Origin of the sequence: Actinoplanes sp. NPDC049802, from assembly GCF_040656595.1 — a bacterium.
Taxonomy (GTDB): domain Bacteria; phylum Actinomycetota; class Actinomycetes; order Mycobacteriales; family Micromonosporaceae; genus Actinoplanes.
The window spans coordinates 58,719-79,727 of the sequence record NZ_JBFAMR010000025.1 but is presented as its reverse complement, the minus strand read 5'-3'; the positions used below and the strand labels follow the sequence as shown (position 1 = coordinate 79,727).

Sequence of the window (21,009 nt, the reverse complement as noted above, 5' to 3'; positions counted from 1 at the left end):
GTGTCGCTGTACTGGGATCCGGCCACCGTCCTGACGCCGGCCGACAGGACCGGCTGGTACGGGCGGTGGCCGGATCTGCACTGGGCGAACGTCCCCGGGCCGGTCTGGACGGGCGAGACCGACAACTGCTGGACCGGGCGGCTGCACGCCCCCGCCAACATCCTCTACGGCGGCGAGTACCTCACCGAGTTCGTCTACCGGCAACCGCGGACGCCCGCCGAGGTGAGGGCGGTCGTCACGGCCGCGGGCGAGGACCCGTTCGGCGGGTACGGGTTCGACGGCGACGAGCGTTGGACCCCCGAGACCGTACGGGGATGGTGGCGCGACCGTGGCCGCGTCACCACCCACGTGGCGGAGCTGATCCGGCTCTGGGAGGCGAGCGAGTGCCCGTACGATCGCGAGGCGGCCGGCGGAGCGCGGGAGTTCCGTGCCTATCTCGCCGGGCCGCTCGCCCAGGATCTGCGGATCTACCTGTTCTGGCTGCTGGAGCGCCGGTCACCGCTTCCCGGGGAGCCTCTGCCCGGCCTGTGAGCGCCGTTTCAGGCGGGCGCCCGGAACAGCATCGAGGACTGGCCGTCGCGCTCCTCGGGACGTGCCTGGCGGACCATGCGGGCCACCTCCCGCAGGCCGGCCGTCCCGGCCCGGCCGGCGACCTCGTCGGCCGTGTAGTTGTAGCGCCGCAGGTCGACGTCGTAGCCCATGCCGCGGTAGATCTCCCCGACGTCGCGGCTGCCCCGGCCGTGCTGGAAGCCGACCAGCAGGTGCCCGCCGGGCCGCAGCACCCGGGCCGCCTCGGCGAAGATCCGGTCCTGGCCGGCCGGCGGCGTGTGGATGATCGAATACCACAGCATGACGCCGGGAAAGGTGCCGCCGGGGAACGGCAGATCGGTCAGCGACGCCACCGAGAAGGCCAGTTCGGGGCTCTCCCGGCGGGCCCGGGCGATCATGCCGGGGGAGAGGTCGACGCCCTCGACCAGGCAGCCGCGGCCGGTCAGGTAGCGGCTCAGCCGGCCCGCGCCGCAGCCGGCGTCCAGGATCCGCGGATCACCGGCGGCGATCACCGCGGCGGCGAAGGCGTCCACCATCGCCAGGTCCAGCGAGTGTTCGGCGCTCGTGTCGGGGAAATGGTCGGCGTACGCCTCCGCGACCGTGTCGTAGGCCTGTTCCACACCGCGGAAGTCCACTGAGCCCGTCACGCCCGGCATCATCGCACCGGGCCGGTCGCCGGTCGTCACTCCCGCCAGTCCTCGGACGGGCTGACCGGCTCCAGCGAGCCGTCGCGGACGATCGTGCTGCCGTCCGAGCGTGTCGTGCCGTCCTCGGCGACCTCGGGATGTTCGGTCCGCAGATGGCCGGCCATCTCGTCGTCCGGGACGTCGCGACGGCCGGGCGGGCACAGGTTGCAGGTCGCCATGGGTGGCGCTCCGATCGGTGGGGAAACGTACGGGTACGGCATACCACGCCTCAGCCGCGCAGGGCGTACAACTCCACCAGCGCCTCGGAGAGACCGATCGGGTCGCAGGCGCCCAACGGGATCCGCCGGTCGGCCGAGAAGTGGTCGGCGAGCGTGTCGTCGGCCCAGACCTCGGTGATCCGGTGCTCGGCGACCGGCTCGTACGAGGACGTCGTCACCGGCTTGTCCAGCTCGGCCAGCAGGGTCAGACCACCGGGCAGGTCGCTCCACAGCCGGGTGTACGGCGACGAGGAGTGGCCGTGCCCGTCGCCGCGCCAGCGGCCGTTGACCGCCGCCTCGACCCGGTGGTTCACCACCGGCCCGAACCCGGGCAGGCCGGTCGCCGCCCGCTCCACCTCGGTGAGCACCACCGCGGGCCGGTTCACCTGCGGGAACGGCTGCATGATCTCGTAGTCGGCGAAGACCCGTGCCCACCGCGGCAGATCGTCGCCGAGTTCCGCCGGGTGCACGATCCGCAGCCGGGCGCCGTCGTCGACGGTCACCGTGTCGTCGTCGACGTCGGCGAGACTGCCGTCCTCCGCCACCCGTACCGCGCGGATCAGGCGGCCGCCGGTGTCGTACTCACCCCACAGCAGCCGGCGCGTGATCGGCCCGAGGACCGGGTGCGGCAGCAGGAACCCGGGCAGGTCACGGCCGGGCCGCTCGAACCGGGCGAACATGTCGCGTTCCAGGCGGGCCACCTGCGCCGCCGCGACCGCCCGCAGGTCCTTCTTGAACTGCAGAAACCACGGGTACGCCTCGGGCCTGGTGTCCTTGACGCCGGGTTTGGGCGGCCGGGCCAGCAGCCTCCCGGTGGGCCCCTGCGCGAACGCGGTCAGGTGCTCGTCGGTGACGACGGGGAACGAGCGCGGCCCGTAGTCCAGCGTGATCCCGGTGTCCAGCCCCAGCGTCGGCGTCAGCCGGTCGGCGAGCTGCGCCACGGTCATGCCACGGCTCGCCGCGACCTGGGCGAGGTAGACGCGCAGCCGGTCGTTGCGGGAGCCGGGCGTCATGCGCTGCTCGATCGCCAGCAGGTGCCGCAGCGCCGCATCGGAGCCGAAGGCGCACATCACCGCGTATCCCTCGATGGCCGCTGGTGGCGGCTGTCCTGTGGCCAGGCGCGCACCTTCGGCGCCAGGTGGTCCATCGTGGCGTCGTCGCCGAGGTGTGCCTGCGCCACCACCACCCACGCCTCGGACGGCGGAAGCCCACCGGCGATCCACGCCTCCATCAGGGCGCGCCCGAATTCCGCCAGGCTCGCCCGGTCACACCCGGCGATCAGCGTCTTCACCTCAGGCCCGGGCGGCGCCACCGTCGGCTGCGCGGCCGCCGACGACTCGACCACCACGGGCCGGCCGTCAGGCCCCGACGGATCGCCGGGCGCCGGCTCCGGCGGATCCGCCAGCCGCGACGAGGTCAGTGCGAGGATCAGCCGGCCGACCTCGTCGGCGGGCAGGGTCCCGCCCTCGGTGAGCAGGATCTTCGGCAGTTCGTCGAGATTCAGCCAGGACGGAACCTTCACCCTGCGAGGGGCTCGGCCAGGCGTCGAGAACAACGACGGTACGGGTGTGAGCGCCGCTTCGTCGCCCGGTGCCACCAGGGCGACGACCGCGGCGTGCGCGCCCGTCCCGTACGCCTCGGCGGTGGTGATCAGCATCGGACCGTGACCGATCGACGCGAGATAGCGCACCGCGTCCTCGGCGTTGCGCCGGGCGGCGCCGGCCCGCCCGGCCGTGGCCGGCACCAGCGCCCGCGCCGCGCTCTCGGCGTGCCGCCGCAGCCACAGCCGCGCCCACAACCGGGCCGATCCGAGATGGCGCAGCCAGCCCGCCACGAGACGGGCCGGTTCGGGACCGCGGAACGGCAGCAGCAGCACGCCCATCAGGTCGGCCGAGCCGGCGGCGCCCGCGACGGCCAGGGGCAGCGCGTCCACCCCGAGCCTGGCCACCGTGACCTGGCTCAGGTCGATCCGGTGCGGGGCCCGGTACCGCAGATCGTCGGTCTGGGCGAGCAGCTTGCGCGCGGTCGCCTCCGGACCGTCGGCGAACAGCCACGACACCTGCCGGGGCGTCAGTCCGGTGAGGTCGAGGGCGGCGGCCGCGGCGTCGGCCCATCCGGGCTGTTCGGGTCCGTGGCCGAGCGCCGTGGACCGTGACAGCCAGCGTTCCCGCTCGCCGTCCTCCCACGCCATCACGGTCGCCTCGTCCGTCACCGGCTCACCCCCGTGCTCGTACGCATGTCCGTAGGCGCAGAACCGTATCGGAACGCCGCTCAGGCCGCGCCGGCGGAGGAGCGGACGTGATGCCGGCCGATCGGCAGCATCAGCGGCTTGCCGGAGACCGGGTCGGTGATCACCTGACTGTCCAGGCCGAACACGGTGCGCACGCACTCCTCGGTGAGCACCTCGGCGGGTTCCCCGGCGGCGTGCAGGTTCCCGCCGGCCAGTGCGATCAGGTGGTCGGCGTAGCGGGCCGCCATGTTCAGGTCGTGCAGGACCATCACGATCGTCGTGCCGCGGTCCGCGTTCAGGTCGGTGAGCAGGTCGAGGACCTCCACCTGGTGGCTGACGTCGAGGAACGTGGTCGGTTCGTCGAGCAGCAGCAACTCGGTCCGCTGGGCCAGCGCCATGGCGATCCACACCCGCTGTCGCTGCCCGCCGGACAACTCGTCGACGGACCGGTCGGCCAGATCGGCGGTCCGGGTGGCGTCCAGGGCGGCGGCCACCGCCCGGTCGTCGTCGGCGGTCCACCGCGACAGCAGCCGCTGGTGCGGGTTGCGGCCCCGCCCGACCAGGTCGGCGACGGTGATGCCCTCCGGCGCGATCGGCGACTGGGGGAGCAGGCCCAGTGTGCGGGCCAGTTCCTTGGCCGGCATCCGGTGCACCTGGCGGCCGTCCAGCAGCACCTGCCCGGCTTTCGGGGCCAGCAGCCGGGACATCGACCGCAGCAGCGTCGACTTGCCGCAGGCGTTCGCGCCGACGATCGCCGTGATCCGGCCCGGCGGCACGAGCAGGTCGAGCGAGTCGATGACCACCCGGTCGGCGTAACCGACGGTCAGCTTCTCGACCGTCAGCGAATGGTCGGTGGTCACAGTGAGCCTCCGGCGCGGTTGGTGCGGACGAGCAGATAGATCAGGTACGGGGCGCCGAGCACGCCGGTGATCACCCCGACCGGGAAGCGGGTGTCGAACGCGAACTGGCCGATGAGGTCCGCCACCAGCACCAGCAGCGAGCCGACGAGCGCGGCCGGCAGCAGCAGCGACCCGCCGGGCCCGACCAGGCGGGCGGCGATCGGGCCGGCCAGGAACGCCACGAACGCGATCGGGCCGGTGGCCGAGGTGGCGAACGCGATCAGGCCGACCGCGGCCACGATCGACACCAGACGGGTACGTTCGAGCCGGGTGCCCAGCGCCGCGGCCGTGTCGTCGCCGAGTCCCAGCATCGTCAGGTTGCGGGCCTGCCCGAGCAGCAGCGGGCCGAAGACCAGCAGCGCCCCCAGCACCGGGATCGTCTCGTCCCAGGTGGAGCCGTTGAGGCTGCCGTTGAGCCAGCGGGTCGCGGCCTGCAGATCCCACTGCCCGGCCTGACTGAGGATGTAGGAGGTGGCGCTGTTGAGCATCGCGGCGATGCCGATGCCGATCAGCACGAGCCGGGTGCCGGCCACCCCGTCCTTGAACGACAGCAGGTAGATGACCAGCGCCACCCCGAGCGCCGCGACGATCGCGAACACCGAGACGCCGGTCTCGTCCAGGTTCAGCACGATGATGGCGAACGCGGCCGCCGCGCTCGCCGCCGAGCTGATGCCGATGATGTCCGGGCTGGCCAGCGGGTTGCGCAGCATGGTCTGGAAGGTGACGCCGCCCATCCCGAAGCACAGGCCGGTGACCGTGGCGAGAACCGCGCGGGGCAGGCGCAGTTCGCCGACGGTGAACGAGGCGCCCGGCACCGTCTCGCCCAGGATCACCCGGAGGACGTCCTCCGGCGGGTAGAAGGTCTGCCCCACCATCAGCGACACGGCGAACACGGCGACGGCGGCCACGGTGAATCCGGACAGCATCGCGTGGCGGCGGCGGCTCCGGCGTACCCGGCCGTGGATGACCGCTTCGAGGGTCGTGGTGCTCACAGCTCGCGTACCTTCTGCCGGCGGACGATGTAGATGAAGAAGGGTGCGCCGATCAGGGCGGTGATGATGCCGGCCTCGATCTCGTCCGGCCGGTTCACCACCCGGCCGACCACGTCGGCGGCGGTCAGCAGCGCGGCGCCGGCCAGCGTCACGAACGGCAGCAGCCAGCGGTGATCCAGCCCGACGAGCAGGCGGCACATGTGCGGCACGATTAGGCCGACGAACGCGATCGGGCCGGCCACCGCCGTCGCCGCGCCGCACAGCACCACCGCGCCGAGAGCGGCCGTCCCGCGGGCCAGGGCGACGCGTTCGCCGAGACCGGCGGCCAACTCGTCGCCGAGGGCCAATGAGTTGAGCGGGCGGGCGCAGAGCAGGCAGATCACCAGGCCGGCGGTGAGGAACGGCAGGACGTGGCCGATGCTCTCCCAGCCGGCGCCGCCGACCCCGCCGACCTGCCAGGACTGGAAGTTCTCGGCGACGTCGCCGCGCGGCAGCACGACCGCCACCACCAGCGACGCCAGCGCGGCCGAGGTGGCCGCACCGGCGAGGGCGATCTTCAACGGGGTGGCGCCGCCACGGCCGAGCGAGCCGACCGCGTAGACGAAGAGGGCGGAGACCGCGGCGCCGAGGATCGCGACCCAGATGTACTGGGTGGCGGTGGACAGGCCGATCGTCGTCATGGCGACCGCGATGGCGAGCATGGCGCCCATGTTCACGCCGAGGATGCCCGGGTCGGCGAGCGGATTGCGGGTGACGCCCTGCATGACCGCGCCGGACAGGGCCAGGGCCGCGCCGACGATCACCGCGAGGACCGTACGCGGAATGCGTTTGACCACCGCGGCCTGGTTGAGCGTCTCGTCGGTCCCGCCGAAGGCGGCGATGATGTCGGACCAGCCGACGATCCGGGAGCCGAAGGCGACCGAGGCCAGCATCACGGCGACGAGCACCGCGACGACGGCCAGCAGCCAGCCCAGGCGCACCCGGGCCGGGCGCCGCAGTGTGGCGACGTCCGGCCCGGACGGGGTTTCCAGTAGCGTCATCAGAGCTTGTCGGCGGCCTTGCCGAGCAGGTCGACGTAGTCCTTGAGCACGAACGAGACGGCCAGCGGCGTCGGGTTGGCGGCGGTCGCCACCGGGGTGCTGCCGGGCAGCGACACGAACGAGCCACGGGCGATCGCCGGGATCTTCGACAGCAGCGGGTCCTTCTGCAGCGTCGCGAGGGTGGTGCCCTCGGCGTCACCGTAGGTCACGATGATGTCCACGTCGCTGAGGTTCTGCACCTGCTCGGCGCTCTGGGTGAGGCTGAACTCGGTGGTCGCGGCGGAAGCCTTCTCGATGCTGGCCGGGTGCTTCATGCCGAGGTCGGTGAAGAACTGGGCCCGGGTGTCGTGCGTGGTGTAGAAGCTGACCTTGCTGAGGTCGGTGGGGTCGATGTGGGTCAGGAACATCACCGACTTGCCGGCCAGCTTCGGGTAGCGGGCGGCCTCGTCCTTCATCTGCTTCTCGATGGTGGCGATCAGCTTGTCACCCTCGGCGGCCAGGCCCAGCGCCTTGCTCTCCAGTTTGATGCTGTCGCGCCACGACGTGGACCAGGCCGACTTCGGGTACGCGACGACCGGCGCGATCTTGCTGAGGGTGTCGTAGTCCTGCTGGGTCAGACCGGAGTAGGCGGCCAGGATGACGTCCGGCTTGGTGTTCGCGACGCCCTCGAAGTCGATGCCGTCGGTCTCGTCGAACAGCACCGGGGTCTGCGCGCCCAGTTCCTTGAGCTTCGCGGCGTCCCAGGGCAGCAGGCCGTCGCCGTCCTCGTCGCCGAAGTTGGCCTTCGCGTAGCCGACCGGGACGATGCCGAGGGCCAGCGGCACCTCGTGGTTCGCCCAGTTCACGGTGGCGACCCGCTCGGGCTTCTTCTCGATCGTCGTGGTGCCGAAGGCGTGGGTGACGGAGACCGGGAACGCCGCGGCGGCGTCGCCCGACGTCGAGGGGGCATTGTCGTCGGAGGACTCACCGCAGGCGGTCAGCGCCAGGGCGGTGGTGAGGGCGACGATTCCCGCGAGGAATCGAGATGCGCGCATGGCGGGGGAACTCCACTTCTTCTGCGATAAGGCTTGCCTAACCTAACAGGGTTGTTGACGGAGTTCATGATCACCTCCCTGGTCGGGGGACCGATGCGGTCCTGGTATGAAGCGACGGCTCACCCGCGTGCCGCGAACCTCTCCCGGTAGGCGCTCGGGCTGAGGCCGGTGTGCCGGCGCATCAAGGCTCGCAGGTTGGCGGCGGTGCCCAGCCCCGACGCCTGCGCCACGACGCCGAGACGGCGTTCGCCGCGCTCGATGAGCCGGCAGGCCAGCGCCACCCGTTCCGCGGTGAGCCAGGCCAGCGGGGTGGTCCCGAGTTCGGCCCGGAACCGCCGGTGCAACGTCGCCGGGCTCACCGCGGCCCGGTCGGCCAGTGTGGTCACCGTCAGCGGCTCGCCGAGACGCTCCTGAGCCCAGGCCAGCAGCGGTGCGAGGGAGGCGTCCGGCACGTCCGGGACCGGCCGCTCGATGAACTGACGCTGGCCGCCGTCCCGGTGCGCCGCGAAGACCAGCCGGCGGCTGACCGAGGCGGCCGCCTCGGCGCCCAGGTCGCGGCGGATCAGATGCAGACCCAGATCCAGGGCGGCGGCGCTGCCCGCCGACGTGAGCACGTCGCCGTCGTCGACGAACAGGACGTCCGGTTCGAGACGTACGGCCGGGTAGCGGGCGGTGAACAGATCCGCCCAGCGCCAGTGCGTGGTGGCCCGTCGGCCGTCCAGGACGCCGGCCGCGGCCAGGACGAAGGCGCCGGTGCAGAAACTCGCCAACCGCGCGCCACGCTGAGCGGCCCGGCGTACCGCCGCCACGATCGCCTCGTCCGGAGGCGTCTGCGGGTCGGGACGGTTCGGCACGATGATCGTGTCCGCCTCGTCGAGAGCGGGGAGGCCGCGTACCCCGGTCAGGGTGAACAGGCCGGCGTGCATGCGAACCGAGGGCGTGCCGGTGCAGAGGAACATCTCGTACCAGGGATGGTCGCGGCGCAGTCCGAACAGTTCGGTGGCGATGCCCAGCTCGAACGGGTTGGATCCGTCGTCCACGATCATCGCGACACGATGAGAGAATCCTTGCTGCATCTGCCATTCCTAGCACTTCCGGCAGCCGGCGCCGCTCGCGAGGATCGATGCGTGACCGAGAAACCGATCAACCTGGCCGACGCGTTCGCCACCTTCGACAAGCTGTGGAGCCCGCGGATCGTGGCGCGTGTCAACGACTACGACGTCCGCATCGCCAAGGTGGCCGGCGACCACATCTGGCACGCGCACACCCACACCGACGAGTTCTTCCTGGTCCTCGACGGCGTCCTGCGCCTGGCTCTGCGCGACGGCGGCGGGGAACGGGAGGTGGTGCTCGACCGGGGCGAGGCCTTCGTGGTCCCGGCCGGTGTCGAGCACCGGCCGTCCGCTCCCGGCGGCGCCTCGATCCTGATGTTCGAGCCGTCCGGCACCATGACCGTCGGCGATCACCGCGACCCGGTTCCCGGCCACGTCGACGTGACGGCCGGCACGATGATCAGCGGGTCCCGAACCTGACAAGCTGGATCGCGGAGGCCCGGGACCTCGTCGCCCGGTAGTGGCCGGCGCATCAGCGCCTCCACTGCCGGACCGTCTCGCGGCCCGCCTGTAGGGAAGCCGACAACCGGCACGGAATCGCCTGCTCAGGCCTATGCGGGCAGTGCTGTCGGCCACCGATGTCGTTTCGGAACGCGAGCGTTGATCACCTACCCTCGGGTGGATTCTGGAACGACGAGGGCGGGACGATGCGTAAGCAGTTGACGGCGGTGGCGGCGATCCTGGCGGCGTGTGTGCTGGCCGGGTGTTCGAGCGGCGGTGGGACGCCGAAGTCGTCGAAGACGACCAAGGCGGGCTCGAAGACGGCCGCCCGCACGACCACGAGGACGACCACGAAGGCGACCGCCAAGCCGAAGGTGACGAGCAGTGGCCCCAGCCGGTTCGTCCTCGTCGTCAAGGCGGAACTCCCGGAGGTCGCCCAGGACCGTGCCGACTCCGAGATCCAGGCGATCGCGGACACCGCCTGCGCGGACCTCGACGCCGGGCGGAACTCCAACGAGATCATCGCGGTGACCCGGACGCTCGGCACCCTCGATGCCGAGGCGACCGACCACGTCACCGCCCGTGAGCTGATCAAGCTGGCGATCGACACCACCTGCCTGGACCAGGCGGCCCGCGTCGACGAGTTCTGACCGGAGCTGTCGCCGGCGGGCAGGGCCGGACGCCGGCGTCAGGAGAGCTCGCGTTTCCGGGCCTTCAGCTCGGCCGGCAGACCGTCCGGGTGCTCACCCGTCAGCAGGGCGTCGTGGAGACGGTCCGGGAACATCCCGGTGACCCGGCCGGTGCCCCAGTCGGCGTCGCTCGGGACGTCGAACCGGACGGGTGGGCCCAGGTGCACGGCGACGGGCACCACGGTTCCGCCCGGCTCGGTCATCAGGGTCTCGCAGGAGGCCCAGACGTACACGGTCGTCACCTCGGCGAACGTGGTGGCCAGCTCCGGGTCCACACCGACCGGCCGGACCGCGCAGGCCATCAGATGGGGGCGGCTCGTCCATTCCTCCGACATCCGCCGCTCGATCAGCGGCGTCACGTGGGCGTCCAACCGCGCGGCCAGAGCCGCGTCCAGCACGGCCTCATCGGTACGGGTGACCGCGTACCAGACGGCGGACGCGGTCAGGGCCGTCACGGCCACGGCGGCGGCGACCACGGAACGGGTGCGGAGACGGGGCATCGTGGCGATCCAGACGTCGGTGGGCGAGGCCGCAGCAGCCAAACACATCCGCGGCCGCTCGACCACGGCGGAACGTCCTTGATCAGGTGCCCCGCCGGTGCGATGGCGTGCCGTCCCCGGGCGGGGCGGATCGGTGGTCATCACCCCGGGCGGTGGACTCGCGGCGATCCACGACAAACCGCACCAGGGCTGTGAACTGGAACACATCGATGCTCATCCGTGGAGGATGAGGCCGGGCGCGGGCGGCGCGGCTAACGCTCGGATTCCACCACCGCGGCCACGTGCCGGCGACGGAGCCTTCCCGGGAGGCGCGCGTGATCAGACTTGCAGCGGTCGCTCCGGCACGCCCCGGCAGACGAGTTCTGGCCGCGACGATCGCGGTCCTCACCGCGGTCTCGCTGGGCGCCTGCGGCGACGACGGCGGCCCTCCGGTCATCACCTGGTACGTCAACCCCGACAACGGCGGGCAGAGCCGGCTTGCCGAGAAATGCGCGGCCGAGGCCGGCGGCGCCTACCGGGTCGACGTGCAGACACTGCCGAACGACGCGTCGCAGCAGCGGGAGCAGCTGGTACGGCGGCTGGCGGCCCAGGACTCCTCGATCGACGTGATGAGCCTCGACCCGCCGTTCGTCGCGGAGTTCGCCAACGCGGGCTTCCTGCGCCCGTTCGACCAGGCGGACGCGACCGCGCTGACCGACGGCGTGCTGCGCGGGCCGCTGCAGACCGCCTACTGGAAGGATCAGCTGGTCGCCGCACCGTTCTGGGCGAACACCCAGCTGCTCTGGTACCGCAAGTCGGTCGTGCGGGCGGCCGGCGTCGATCCGGCGGCCACCGACTTCACCTGGGAGCGGATGATCCGCACCGCCGAGGACCAGGGCAAGGTGATCGGCGTTCAGGCCAACCGTTACGAGGGCTACATGGTCTGGATCAACGCGCTGGTCGCGTCGGCCGGTGGCGAGATCCTCGGTGACGTCGAGGCCGGCAAGAACGCGAAACCCATGATCGCTTCGCCGGCCGGTGACCGGGCCGCGCAGATCATCGGCGGGCTGGCCCGTTCGGCCGCCGTGCCGCCGGCCATGTCGACGATGGGCGAGGAGGAGGCCCGCTCGGTGTTCCAGAGCGCCTCCGGCGCGTTCATGGTCAACTGGCCGTACGTGTACAACGCCGCCAAGGAGTCGGTGGCCGGCGGCGGCATCACCCAGGACGTCCTGGACGACATCGGCTGGGCCCGGTTCCCGCGGGTGGACGCCGGCCGGCCGAGCGCGCCACCGCTGGGCGGCATCAACCTGACCGTCGGCGCCTTCACCAAGCATCCGGAGCAGGCGCTGGACCTGATCCGGTGCGCCACCTCGCTGGCCAACAACGTCGCCTACATGCTGGACGCCGGCAACCCGGCGGCACGCGGGGCGGCCTACGACGACCCGGGGGTGCGCGCGGCGTACCCGATGGCCGACGACATCCGTCAGTCGATCAACGACGCCGGGCCCCGGCCGATCACCCCGTACTACAACGACGTGTCCACGTCGGTCCAGATCACCTGGCATCCGGCCACGGACGTGACCGCTCCGGCGACTCCGCGGGAGTCCGCGGAGTTCATGTCCGACGTGCTGCGGGGCGAGCGGCTCCTGTAGCCGAGAGGAGGATCCGCATGGCTCTGACCGAAGCGCCGGTCGCTCCGCCGGCGCCACCGCCCGCCGAGATCACCGACCGGGCACGGCACGAGCGGCGGCTCGGCCTGTTGCTGTCGGCCCCGGCGTTCCTGGTGATGGTGCTGGTGACCGCCTACCCGCTGATCTACGCGGTGGTGCTGTCGCTGTACAACTACCGGCTCACCGATCCGGCCGGCCGCGAGTTCGTCGGGCTGGGCAACTACGCCACCGTGCTGACCGACCCGGTGTGGTGGAACGACTTCGGCACCACCCTGATCATCACGGTCGTCAGTGTCGCGGTCGAGCTGGTGCTCGGCTTCGCGTTCGCGTTCGTGATGTACCGCATCATCCGCGGCCGGTCCCTGGTGCGCACCGGGATCCTGATCCCGTACGGGATCGTCACGGTCGTCTCGGCCTACATCTGGCAGTTCGCCTTCCAGCTGGACTCCGGGTTCGTGAACCAGTGGCTGAACCTGGGCACGTTCAACTTCTTCGGCGAGCGGTGGTCGGCGCTGTTCGTCATCATCCTGTCGGAGATCTGGAAGACCACGCCGTTCATCTCGCTGCTGCTGCTCGCCGGTCTGGTGCAGGTGCCGGAGGAGATGCAGGAGGCGGCCCGGGTCGACGGCGCGACCGCCTGGCAGCGGCTGTGGCGGGTCACGCTGCCGAACATGAAGGCGGCCATCATGGTGGCGCTGCTGTTCCGCACGCTGGACGCGTGGCGGATCTTCGACAACCCGTTCATCATGACGCGCGGCGCGAACAACACCGAGACGCTGTCGTTCCTGGCCTACCGGCAGAACGTGACGCTGGTGAACCTGGGCGCCGGCTCGGCCGTGTCGGTACTGCTGTTCCTGACCGTCGTGGTGATCGCGTTCGTCTTCGTCAAAGGCTTCCGTACCGACCTGTCGCAGATTCGAGGTGATCGGTGATGGCGTCCGACCGTAGGACCGGCGTCTGGTGGACGGTGTCCGGCCTGCTGATCCTGGTCTGGGCGCTGTTCCCGCTGCTGTGGATGGTGTCGCTGTCGTTCAAGGACCCGGACACCTTCCGCAGCGAGTCGCCCACGTTCTTCCCGGAGACGTGGGTGTGGGACAACTACCGGACGGTGTTCTCCGACTCGCTGTTCACCAGCGCGCTGCGCAACTCCGTCTTCATCGCTCTGACCGCCACGTTCCTGTCGGTGATCATCGCGATGTTCGCGGCGTACGCCATCGCCCGGATGGACTTCCCCGGCAAGAAGCTGCTGCTGTCGATGGCTCTGGCGATCGCCATGTTCCCGCAGGCGGCGCTGGTCGGCCCGCTGTTCAACATGTGGCGCAACCTGGGCATCTACGACACCTGGATCGGGCTGATCATCCCGTACCTGACGTTCGCCCTGCCGCTGTCGATCTGGACCATGTCCGCGTTCTTCCGGCAGATCCCGTGGGAGATGGAGCAGGCAGCGCAGGTCGACGGGGCGACCGCCTGGCAGGCGTTCCGCCGGGTGATCGTGCCGCTGGCCGCGCCGGGGGTGTTCACCACGGCGATCCTGACGTTCTTCTTCTGCTGGAACGAGTTCCTGCTCGCCATCTCGCTCACCTCGACCGACCGGGCCCGGACCGTGCCGGCGGCCCTGTCTTTCTTCACCGGCAGCTCACAGTTCGAGTCGCCGATCACCTACATCATGGCCGCTTCCGTCGTGGTGACCATCCCGGTCGTGATCCTGGTGCTGATCTTCCAGCGCCGGATCATGGCGGGACTCACCGCCGGGGCCGTCAAGGGCTGATTCGGGAGGGACGCCCACATGGCCGCGATCAGCATGCGGAACATCGTCAAGCGCTACAGCGACGGCTACCAGGCGGTCGACAACGTGAGCCTGGACATCGCGGACGGCGAGTTCGTCATCCTCGTCGGGCCGTCCGGGTGCGGGAAGTCCACCCTGCTCCGCATGATCGTCGGCCTGGAGGACATCACCTCCGGCGACATGATCATCGGCGGTGACCGGGTGAACCAGAAGGCGCCACGGGACCGCAATCTGGCCATGGTGTTCCAGAACTACGCCCTCTACCCGCACCTGTCGGTGTTCGAGAACATCGCCTTTCCGCTGCGGCTCAAGCGGGTGCCCGACGAGGAGGTGCGCACCCAGGTCAACAAAGCCGCCGAGCTGCTGCAACTGACCGAGCACCTGGACCGCAGACCCGCCAACCTCTCCGGCGGGCAACGCCAGCGCGTCGCGATGGGCCGCGCGATCGTCCGCCAGGCCGACGCGTTCCTGTTCGACGAGCCGCTGTCCAACCTCGACGCCAAGCTCCGCGGCCAGATGCGCACCGAGATCGCCCGGATGCAGCGCCGGCTCGGCACCACCACCGTCTACGTCACCCACGACCAGACCGAGGCGATGACTCTCGGTGACCGGATCGCGGTGCTGCGCAAGGGCGTCCTGCAGCAGGTCGGCACCGCCCGGCAGCTCTACGAGGAGCCGGCGAACCTGTTCGTGGCCGGGTTCATCGGCTCGCCGCCGATGAACTTCGTGCCGGGGCGGATCGCGGGCGGGCAGATCGAGACGCCGTTCGGCGCGGTGCCGGCGACCGGTCCGCGGCTGTCCAGGTTGGCCGACCACGAGCTGGTGATCATCGGGCTGCGACCCGAGCACTTCGAGGACGAGACGCTGGTGGCGGCGAATCTGCGCGGGCGCGGGAAGTCGTTCACCGCCGAGGTCGACGTCACCGAGTGGCTGGGCAACGGCCTCTACGCGTACGTGCCGTACGAGGCGCCGGCCGAGGTGACCCGCCGGCTGGAGGAGCTGGAACGGGAGCTGGACAGCGAGCAGATGCGCACTCAGCTCGTCGTAGCCCTGGACGCGTCCAGCCGGATCCGGCACGGCACCAAGGCACGGCTCTGGTTCGACCCGCAGCGCATGCACGTGTTCGACGCCGCCACCGGCGAGAACCTGACCCGCGACCCGGACCGCGTCTTCGACGAGGACCAGACGGATCCCGAGGATCAGGCGGAGTCGCGGGACCGGGCCGAATCAAGGGACCGGGCCGAATCAAGGGACCGGGCGGAATCAAGGGACCGGGCGGAGCCCAGGCACAGGGCGGAGCCCGAGGAGAGGGCGTAGCCGCTCAGCCGAGGGAGACGGCGTGCGCCCGGACCAGGGCGTGGAAGCGGTAGCGGCCGGCGGCCGGCTCCAGCAGCAGATTGGCGTCCATCAGCTGGTGCAGCAGCTGGGTGGCGGCCACCGGCGGCACGTCCAGCAGCGCGGCGGCCACGTGTTCGTCGAGGTCCGGGCCGGGGTGGGTGCCGAGCACCCGGTACGCCCGCCGCGCCTCGGAACCGAGCCGCCGGTAGGACAGGTCGAAGGCGGCCGCCACACTGCGCTGCCCGGCTTCGAGCTCGGCGAGCCGGTGACGCGGGTCGCGCAGCCGCTCGACGAGGTGTTCCAGCGTCCACGTCGGGTGCGCCCGCAGCCGGGCCGCCGCGATCCGGATCGCCAACGGCAGCCGCCCGCACAGCTCGACCAGCTCGGCGATCAGCTCGGCCGGATGGCCCCCGGCTCGGCGGACGAACAGGGCGACCGCGTCGGCCGGGGTGAGGGTGTCCAGCGCCAGCCGCCGGGTGTTGTCCAGCCCGGCAAGCTGCCGCCGGCTGGTCACCAGCACGAGACACCCGGGAGCGCCGGGAAGCAGCGGCGCCACCTGGTCCTCGCCGGCCGCGTTGTCGAGCAGGATCAGCATCCGCCGCCCGACCAGCCGGGTGCGGTAGAGGGCGGCCCGCCCGTCGACGCCTTCCGGGATCTGGGCGGCCGGCACGCCGACGCCGTGCAGCAGATGGCCGAGCGCCTCGGCCGGCCCGGCCGGCTCGGCGCCCTCGCGGTAGCCGCGCAGGTCCAGGTAGAGCTGTCCGTCCGGGTAGCGGTCGGCGATCCGGTGCGCCGCCTCCACGGCGAGGGCCGTCTTGCCGGAGCCGGCCATCCCGTCGATCACCGTGATCAGCACGTCGGCGCCGTCGCCTCCGGCGGCGAGGCGGGCCAGCTCGCCCGCCCGGCCGGTGAACGCGGGCGCCGGTGCGGGCAGTTGCTGCGGCGTCCACCTGGTGTTCGGCTCCGCGACGGGCGACGTGAGGGCCGGGTCGGCGGCCAGGATCTGCCGGTACAGCTGCTGCAGCTCCGGGCCCGGGTCGGCGCCGAGCCGTTCGGCCAGATGCCGGCGGACGACCGCGTAGTGGTCGAGCGCGTCGGAGGGGCGCCCGGCCGCGTACAGCGCCCGGATGTAGGCGCCGGCGAGCGGCTCGTCGGTGGCCCGCTCGGCGGTCAGCCCGGCCAGCAGCGCCAGTGCCGGGCCGGTCTCGCCGGTCCGCACCGAGGCGGCCGCCCACTCCTGCACGGCGTCCAGGTACTGCTGGTGCCACGCCTGCCGGACGGTGGCCGCCCACTGCCCGGGCAGGTCGGCCAGCGGCGGTCCGCGCCACAGGTCCAGCGCCTCGGCCAGCAGCTTCGACCGGTCCAGGTCGGAGAGGTGCCGTTCGTGGGCCTGTTCGACGAGCCGGCGGAAGCGGTGCGCGTCGACCTGGTCCGGTGCGACGTCGAGTTGATAGCCACCGGAGCGGCGCACCACGCGTACCGAAGCCTGGTCGTCGGTCCGCGCGGTGTCCAGGAGCCGCCGCAGACGGCTGAGGTGGACCTGAAGCGTGCGCCGCGCCCCGCTGGGAGCCTGGTCCCACACCCGGTCGATGAGGCTCTCGGTGCCGATGAGCCGGCCCGCGTCGGCGGCGAGAGCGGTCAGCACGAGACGCTGCTGTGGCGGGCCGGCGTCCAGCGCCCGCCCGTCCGCGACGATCTCGACCGGCCCCAGAAGCCGAATCAGCATCCGTGCACCCCGACGATGCTCGTCCCGCGCGTTCCACGGGCCGGGCGATCTGCCCGTTAGCTTTTCAGCAGCAATCTATACATCGACGGGGCTCACCCTCTACCGGATACCGGCGCTAGTTCGCTTTCAGTCGGTTTTCCGACTATCTACCGCGTTTCGGTCGATCACGAGGGATTGGAGACGGGATGCCGGCGGAGACGACCTATCCCGGGGTGTACGCCGGGGAGACCGCCACGAGCACAGGCAGCGTCACACCGGTGTCCACCGCGACCGCCGCGTTCGTCGGATACACCCGGCGCGGGCCGGTCGGCCAGCCGGTCCGGATCGGTGGCCTCGCCGAGTTCGAACGGCACTTCGGTGGCCTGAGCAGGCACGGCGCGGTGGGTTACGCGGCACGCCAGTTCTTCGCCAACGGCGGGACCTCCGCCGTGATCGTCCGGGTGATCAAGGAGGGCAGCGCCGAGGCGGCGTCGGTCACCCTCACCGCGCGCGATCACGGCCACGATCATCACCCTCACGACGAGGACGATCGAGGCGTACGCGAGACGCGCCCCCCACGCGAGGAAACCGGCGAGGACGCCCCCGAGGAGCGCGGCCGCCCCGGCCACGGCCACGACCACGGGCGTGAGCGCCCGGTGCTCGAGGTGCACGCCAAGGAACCCGGCCGCTGGGGTGACGACCTGCACGTCCACGTCGACCACGCCACCCGCGACCCGCACGAGACGTTCAACCTGCACGTCGTCAACGGCCCGGCCCGCGAGTCGTTCCGTGACCTGTCGATGGACCCGGACCACGACCGGTACGCCCCCGAAGTGATCAACGAGGCGTCGAAGCTGATCCGCGCCGAGGCGGTCGGCCAGGACCGGCCCGACCCGAACGGCACCATCTCCCACGAGTTCGACCGCGACCTGCCGGACTGCGACGACTTGGACATCACCGTCCGGATCGGTGACGAGGAGCGACGTTTCCGCCTCTTCCACGGTCACCACGACGGCCCGCCGCCGCGCCGGCTGTCCGAACTGGCCGCCCTGCTGGAACGCAAGCTGCGCGCCCAGCCGGACTGCCCCGGCAGCACCGCCTTCTCCGGCGCCCGGGTGCGCGCCTTCGGCCGCCGCCTGCAGACCGTCGCCGGATCGATCGACGAGAACGACGTGGTCCACTTCGAGGGCCGCGACGCCGAGCGGCTCGGCCTGGAGGCGTACGCGAACCCGCCCGTCTTCGCGCTGTCCGGCGGCGACGACGGCGATCCGCCGCAGCCCGGCGACCTGATCGGCGACGAGTCCGCCAAGAGCGGCCTGCACGCGCTCGCCGGCCGCACCGACGTCAACCTGATCAACCTGCCCGACCTGGCCGGCTGGGAGTCGATCGAGGACATGTCCACCGTGCTGTCGGTGGCCGACCGGATCGCCCGGGAGCTGCGGGCTCTGCTGCTGATCGACGCGCCCGCCGCGTGGACCAGCGTGGATCTCGCCCGCAGCGGCGTCGAGCGACTCGCCGCGGTTCGCAGCGACCACGCCGCCCTGTACTTTCCGCACCTGCTGCTCGACGATCCCCGGTCCGGGCGGCCGTACGCCGTTCCGCCGTCCGGTTCGGTGGCCGGGGTCATCGCCCGTACCGACGCCGAACGCGGCGTCTGGAAGGCACCCGCCGGGACCGCGGCCCGCCTGGCCGGCGTCCGCGCCCTCACCGTGCCGCTCACCGACCGGGAGAACGGGCTGCTCAACCCGCTCGCCGTCAACTGCCTGCGCACCTTCGGAGGCACCGGCCCGGTGGTGTGGGGCGCCCGCACCCTGGACGCCGGCGAACAGGCCGGCGAGTGGCGGTACGTGCCGGTCCGGCGCCTGGCACTGCACATCGAGGAGAGCCTGCACCGGGCGCTGCGGTGGGTCGTCTTCGAACCCAACGACGAGCAGCTCTGGCAGGCCGTCCGCCTCGAGGTGGGCGCCTACCTGGACACCCTGTTCCGGCGGGGCGCCTTCGCCGGGCGCACACCCCGGGAGGCCTTCTTCGTCAAGTGCGACGCCTCCACCACCACCGAGTCCGACATCGACAACGGGGTGGTCAACGTGGTCGCCGGGTTCGCGCCCGTCGAGCCGGCCGAGTTCGTGATCGTCACCATCCGGCAGACGGCCGGGCAGCTCGCTTACTGAAGCCTTCTGGGGAGCGAAGAGAGTAGATGGCCGAGTTCGAAGTCAACGCGCACCGGTTCGACCCGTACAAGAACTTCAAGTTCCTGGTCCGCTGGGACGGGCGCACGGTGGCCGGGATCAGCAAGGTGAGCCCGCTCAAGCGCACCACCGAGGTGGTCAAGCACCGCGACGGCGGATCGCCGAGCACCCCGCGCAAGTCGCCGGGCCGTACCGAGTTCGAGGGGGTCACCCTGGAACGCGGCGTCACCCACGACCCGGAGTTCGACCGCTGGGCCAACAAGGTCTGGCAGGTCGGCGCCGGGCTGGGCGCCGAGGTGTCGCTCGCCGACTTCCGCAAGAACATCATCATCGACGTGCTGAACGAGGCCGGGCAGGTCGCCGTCTCGCACAAGCTCTACCGGGCCTGGGTGGCCGAGTACCAGGTGGTCGGTGAACTCGACGCCAACGCCAACGCGGTCGCCATCCAGAGCCTCAAGCTGGAGTTCGAGGGCTGGGAACGCGACTACGAGGTGCCCGAGCCGGTCGAGCCGTCCTTCACCAACCCGGCCTGATGGCCGTCACCGGACCGGCCGGCCTGCTGGACACGTGGGAGCACGCGCTGGCCCGCACCGGACCGGCCCGCGCGCTGGCGCTGCACCGGGCCGCCCGGCCGGACACCGACCAGGCCGACCTGCTGCGGCTCCCGGTCGGGGTGCGCGAAGCCGACCTGTACGCGCTGCGCCGCACCCTCTTCGGCGACCGCATGCAGGTGCTGGCCGACTGCGCGGCCTGCGCCGAGGCGCTGGAGTTCGACCTGGACGCCGCCGCCCTGGCCACGCCCCCGGCGCTCGCCGCCGAACCGCTGCGGGTGGCCGACGACGGGTGGGAGGCCGTATTCCGGCCACCCACCGCCGGTGACCTGGCGGCCGCCGCCGACAGCCTGGACCCACGCGGCGAGTTGCTGGCCCGCTGTGTGCTCAGCGCCCGCCACGACGACCGCCCGGTGGCGGCCGCCGACCTGCCGGAGACGGTCCAGCGGCGGCTCGCCGACGCGGCCGAACGGGCCGACCCGGCCGGCGACCTCACGCTGCGGGTGACCTGTCCCGGCTGCGGCGGCGCCACACCGCTGCGGCTCGACATCGCCGCCTACCTGTGGGCCGAAGTCGACTTCTGGGCCCGTGACCTGCTCACCGACGTGCACGTGCTGGCCGGGGCGTACGGCTGGACCGAACCCGAGATCCTGGCGCTGAGCCCGGCACGGCGCCGCTACTACCTGGAGTTGTGCGCCGATGCCTGAGCCGACTCCGGACTACTTCGACCGTCTCCTGGCCCGCCACACCGGAGGCGGCGAAACCACCGCCGTCCGGCCCCGGCTGCCCGGCCCGTTCGAACGTGACGAGGCCCGCTGGCAGGAGGTGGAGGCGCCGCCGATCACCCGTCCGGCCGTCCGCGAACCCGGCGAGCGGCCGCCGCCCGCGCCGGTCCGTACGGAACGGCACACCGAGATCCGCGTGGAACGGCCGGAACCGGAGTCGATCAGCCCGGAACCCGCGCCGCCACCCCGGATCACCCCCACCCGTGCGGCCGAACCCGCCGTGGTGCGTCTCGAGACGCAGCGGGAGATCGTCACCGTGGACCCGCCGGCCGTCCGGCCCGCCGCCGCACCACCGCAGGGTCCCGCGCCGGCCGCGGCACGGGCGGACCGGACGGCGGCCGGCCCGGCGAGCCTGCCGCGAGTGGCGGCGCGGGTCGCCCCGGTTCCCGCCGCCCGGCGTGCGACCGGGCAACCGCCGGCCTCCCGCCGCCGGGAACGGCCCGCCGCCGAACCCGCGGTGCACGTCCGGATCGGGCGCCTCGAAGTGCGGGCCGCCGCGCCGGAGCGCGGTCCCGCGCGTACCCCGCGAAGTGGCCGGCCCGCCCCGGCCGTGAGCCTGACCGACTATCTCGCCGGGGAGGGAAAGCGGTGAGAAACGCGACCGTGAGCCTGGCGG

At 71.9% G+C, this 21,009-nt stretch carries 22 protein-coding genes; 11 read left to right on the top strand and 11 right to left on the bottom strand.

Annotation, left to right across the window (positions count from 1 at the left end; translation table 11 throughout):
• A complete protein-coding gene (locus tag AB0I88_RS19240) occupies positions 1-531 on the top strand; it encodes a hypothetical protein (RefSeq protein ID WP_361025804.1) in 531 nt (176 codons plus the stop codon).
• An 8-nt stretch (positions 532-539) separates the two neighbouring features.
• Here the strand turns inward: AB0I88_RS19240 and AB0I88_RS19235 are convergent, their stop codons facing one another.
• The 9 genes from AB0I88_RS19235 to AB0I88_RS19195 all read right to left on the bottom strand — a co-directional run bounded on the left by AB0I88_RS19235 (position 540) and on the right by AB0I88_RS19195 (position 8,694).
• The gene (locus tag AB0I88_RS19235; RefSeq protein ID WP_361025801.1) at positions 540-1,196 is read right to left on the bottom strand and encodes a class I SAM-dependent methyltransferase; all 657 of its coding nucleotides are present in this window, start codon (positions 1,194-1,196) and stop codon (positions 540-542) included.
• A gap of 35 nt (positions 1,197-1,231) precedes the next feature.
• Positions 1,232-1,414: a hypothetical protein gene (locus AB0I88_RS19230; protein ID WP_361025798.1), complete on the bottom strand. Its 183-nt coding sequence runs from the start codon at positions 1,412-1,414 to the stop codon at positions 1,232-1,234.
• Between the two features lie 50 nt (positions 1,415-1,464).
• Positions 1,465-2,523 (bottom strand): DUF4132 domain-containing protein, encoded by a 1,059-nt coding sequence (locus AB0I88_RS19225; RefSeq protein ID WP_361025795.1) that lies wholly within the window; start codon positions 2,521-2,523, stop codon positions 1,465-1,467.
• Complete coding sequence (locus AB0I88_RS19220; protein WP_361025792.1) at positions 2,523-3,665, bottom strand: hypothetical protein; 1,143 nt, start codon at positions 3,663-3,665, stop codon at positions 2,523-2,525. The genes AB0I88_RS19225 and AB0I88_RS19220 overlap by 1 nt, the downstream gene beginning before the upstream one ends.
• Before the next feature lie 59 nt (positions 3,666-3,724).
• A complete protein-coding gene (locus tag AB0I88_RS19215; protein ID WP_361025789.1) occupies positions 3,725-4,543 on the bottom strand; it encodes an ABC transporter ATP-binding protein in 819 nt (272 codons plus the stop codon).
• Positions 4,540-5,574, bottom strand: coding sequence for an iron chelate uptake ABC transporter family permease subunit (locus tag AB0I88_RS19210; protein WP_361025786.1), 1,035 nt, complete (start codon positions 5,572-5,574; stop codon positions 4,540-4,542). The genes AB0I88_RS19215 and AB0I88_RS19210 overlap by 4 nt, the downstream gene beginning before the upstream one ends.
• Entirely contained in the window at positions 5,571-6,614 is a 1,044-nt protein-coding gene (locus AB0I88_RS19205) for an iron ABC transporter permease (protein WP_361025783.1), read from the bottom strand. Before AB0I88_RS19205 ends, AB0I88_RS19210 begins: the two co-directional genes overlap by 4 nt.
• Entirely contained in the window at positions 6,614-7,648 is a 1,035-nt protein-coding gene (locus tag AB0I88_RS19200; protein ID WP_361025780.1) for an iron-siderophore ABC transporter substrate-binding protein, read from the bottom strand. The genes AB0I88_RS19205 and AB0I88_RS19200 overlap by 1 nt, the downstream gene beginning before the upstream one ends.
• A gap of 119 nt (positions 7,649-7,767) precedes the next feature.
• Positions 7,768-8,694 carry a helix-turn-helix domain-containing protein gene (locus AB0I88_RS19195; protein ID WP_361025777.1) on the bottom strand — a complete coding sequence of 309 codons (927 nt, stop codon included), beginning with the start codon at positions 8,692-8,694 and terminating at the stop codon, positions 7,768-7,770.
• An 81-nt stretch (positions 8,695-8,775) separates the two neighbouring features.
• Between AB0I88_RS19195 and AB0I88_RS19190 the strand changes: the two genes are divergently transcribed.
• Positions 8,776-9,180, top strand: coding sequence for a cupin domain-containing protein (locus AB0I88_RS19190; protein WP_361025774.1), 405 nt, complete (start codon positions 8,776-8,778; stop codon positions 9,178-9,180).
• A gap of 227 nt (positions 9,181-9,407) precedes the next feature.
• Positions 9,408-9,851: a hypothetical protein gene (locus AB0I88_RS19185; protein ID WP_361025771.1), complete on the top strand. Its 444-nt coding sequence runs from the start codon at positions 9,408-9,410 to the stop codon at positions 9,849-9,851.
• A gap of 38 nt (positions 9,852-9,889) precedes the next feature.
• On the opposite strand, the gene AB0I88_RS19180 is transcribed toward AB0I88_RS19185, so the two are convergent.
• On the bottom strand, positions 9,890-10,390 hold the full coding sequence (locus tag AB0I88_RS19180; RefSeq protein ID WP_361025768.1) for a hypothetical protein: 501 nt from the start codon (positions 10,388-10,390) through the stop codon (positions 9,890-9,892).
• A 314-nt stretch (positions 10,391-10,704) separates the two neighbouring features.
• Between AB0I88_RS19180 and AB0I88_RS19175 the strand changes: the two genes are divergently transcribed.
• Genes AB0I88_RS19175 through ugpC form a run of 4 tightly spaced genes read left to right on the top strand, consistent with a single transcriptional unit; the run spans position 10,705 to position 15,142 of the window.
• On the top strand, positions 10,705-12,021 hold the full coding sequence (locus AB0I88_RS19175) for an extracellular solute-binding protein (protein ID WP_361025765.1): 1,317 nt from the start codon (positions 10,705-10,707) through the stop codon (positions 12,019-12,021).
• Between the two features lie 17 nt (positions 12,022-12,038).
• Positions 12,039-12,971: a sugar ABC transporter permease gene (locus AB0I88_RS19170; protein WP_361025762.1), complete on the top strand. Its 933-nt coding sequence runs from the start codon at positions 12,039-12,041 to the stop codon at positions 12,969-12,971.
• A complete protein-coding gene (locus AB0I88_RS19165) occupies positions 12,971-13,807 on the top strand; it encodes a carbohydrate ABC transporter permease (protein WP_361025759.1) in 837 nt (278 codons plus the stop codon). Before AB0I88_RS19170 ends, AB0I88_RS19165 begins: the two co-directional genes overlap by 1 nt.
• Positions 13,808-13,825: 18 nt before the next feature.
• Positions 13,826-15,142, top strand: a complete 1,317-nt coding sequence (gene ugpC, locus AB0I88_RS19160) for a sn-glycerol-3-phosphate ABC transporter ATP-binding protein UgpC (RefSeq protein WP_361025756.1) — start codon at positions 13,826-13,828, stop codon at positions 15,140-15,142.
• A 4-nt stretch (positions 15,143-15,146) separates the two neighbouring features.
• On the opposite strand, the gene AB0I88_RS19155 is transcribed toward ugpC, so the two are convergent.
• Entirely contained in the window at positions 15,147-16,889 is a 1,743-nt protein-coding gene (locus tag AB0I88_RS19155) for a BTAD domain-containing putative transcriptional regulator (RefSeq protein WP_361025753.1), read from the bottom strand.
• A gap of 185 nt (positions 16,890-17,074) precedes the next feature.
• Between AB0I88_RS19155 and AB0I88_RS19150 the strand changes: the two genes are divergently transcribed.
• From AB0I88_RS19150 to AB0I88_RS19135, 4 genes are read left to right on the top strand one after another with little or no spacing between them, the layout of a single operon-like run.
• Positions 17,075-19,039: a phage tail sheath C-terminal domain-containing protein gene (locus AB0I88_RS19150; RefSeq protein ID WP_361025750.1), complete on the top strand. Its 1,965-nt coding sequence runs from the start codon at positions 17,075-17,077 to the stop codon at positions 19,037-19,039.
• A gap of 26 nt (positions 19,040-19,065) precedes the next feature.
• Complete coding sequence (locus tag AB0I88_RS19145; RefSeq protein WP_220144613.1) at positions 19,066-19,590, top strand: phage tail protein; 525 nt, start codon at positions 19,066-19,068, stop codon at positions 19,588-19,590.
• A complete protein-coding gene (locus AB0I88_RS19140) occupies positions 19,590-20,315 on the top strand; it encodes a hypothetical protein (RefSeq protein ID WP_361025746.1) in 726 nt (241 codons plus the stop codon). The genes AB0I88_RS19145 and AB0I88_RS19140 overlap by 1 nt, the downstream gene beginning before the upstream one ends.
• Entirely contained in the window at positions 20,308-20,985 is a 678-nt protein-coding gene (locus AB0I88_RS19135) for a hypothetical protein (protein ID WP_361025743.1), read from the top strand. Before AB0I88_RS19140 ends, AB0I88_RS19135 begins: the two co-directional genes overlap by 8 nt.
• Positions 20,986-21,009 lie beyond the last annotated feature (24 nt).

Coding starts and splice junctions, on each gene's coding strand:
- AB0I88_RS19140 (WP_361025746.1), top strand. CDS start 19,590: ATGGCCGTCACCGGACCGGCCGGCCTGCTGGACACGTGGGAGCACGCG.
- AB0I88_RS19195 (WP_361025777.1), bottom strand. CDS start 8,694: ATGATCGTGGACGACGGATCCAACCCGTTCGAGCTGGGCATCGCCACC.
- AB0I88_RS19170 (WP_361025762.1), top strand. CDS start 12,039: ATGGCTCTGACCGAAGCGCCGGTCGCTCCGCCGGCGCCACCGCCCGCC.
- AB0I88_RS19165 (WP_361025759.1), top strand. CDS start 12,971: ATGGCGTCCGACCGTAGGACCGGCGTCTGGTGGACGGTGTCCGGCCTG.
- AB0I88_RS19225 (WP_361025795.1), bottom strand. CDS start 2,523: ATGTGCGCCTTCGGCTCCGATGCGGCGCTGCGGCACCTGCTGGCGATC.
- AB0I88_RS19185 (WP_361025771.1), top strand. CDS start 9,408: ATGCGTAAGCAGTTGACGGCGGTGGCGGCGATCCTGGCGGCGTGTGTG.
- AB0I88_RS19230 (WP_361025798.1), bottom strand. CDS start 1,414: ATGGCGACCTGCAACCTGTGCCCGCCCGGCCGTCGCGACGTCCCGGAC.
- AB0I88_RS19180 (WP_361025768.1), bottom strand. CDS start 10,390: ATGCCCCGTCTCCGCACCCGTTCCGTGGTCGCCGCCGCCGTGGCCGTG.
- AB0I88_RS19145 (WP_220144613.1), top strand. CDS start 19,066: ATGGCCGAGTTCGAAGTCAACGCGCACCGGTTCGACCCGTACAAGAAC.
- AB0I88_RS19135 (WP_361025743.1), top strand. CDS start 20,308: ATGCCTGAGCCGACTCCGGACTACTTCGACCGTCTCCTGGCCCGCCAC.
- ugpC (WP_361025756.1), top strand. CDS start 13,826: ATGGCCGCGATCAGCATGCGGAACATCGTCAAGCGCTACAGCGACGGC.
- AB0I88_RS19205 (WP_361025783.1), bottom strand. CDS start 6,614: ATGACGCTACTGGAAACCCCGTCCGGGCCGGACGTCGCCACACTGCGG.
- AB0I88_RS19200 (WP_361025780.1), bottom strand. CDS start 7,648: ATGCGCGCATCTCGATTCCTCGCGGGAATCGTCGCCCTCACCACCGCC.
- AB0I88_RS19155 (WP_361025753.1), bottom strand. CDS start 16,889: ATGCTGATTCGGCTTCTGGGGCCGGTCGAGATCGTCGCGGACGGGCGG.
- AB0I88_RS19150 (WP_361025750.1), top strand. CDS start 17,075: ATGCCGGCGGAGACGACCTATCCCGGGGTGTACGCCGGGGAGACCGCC.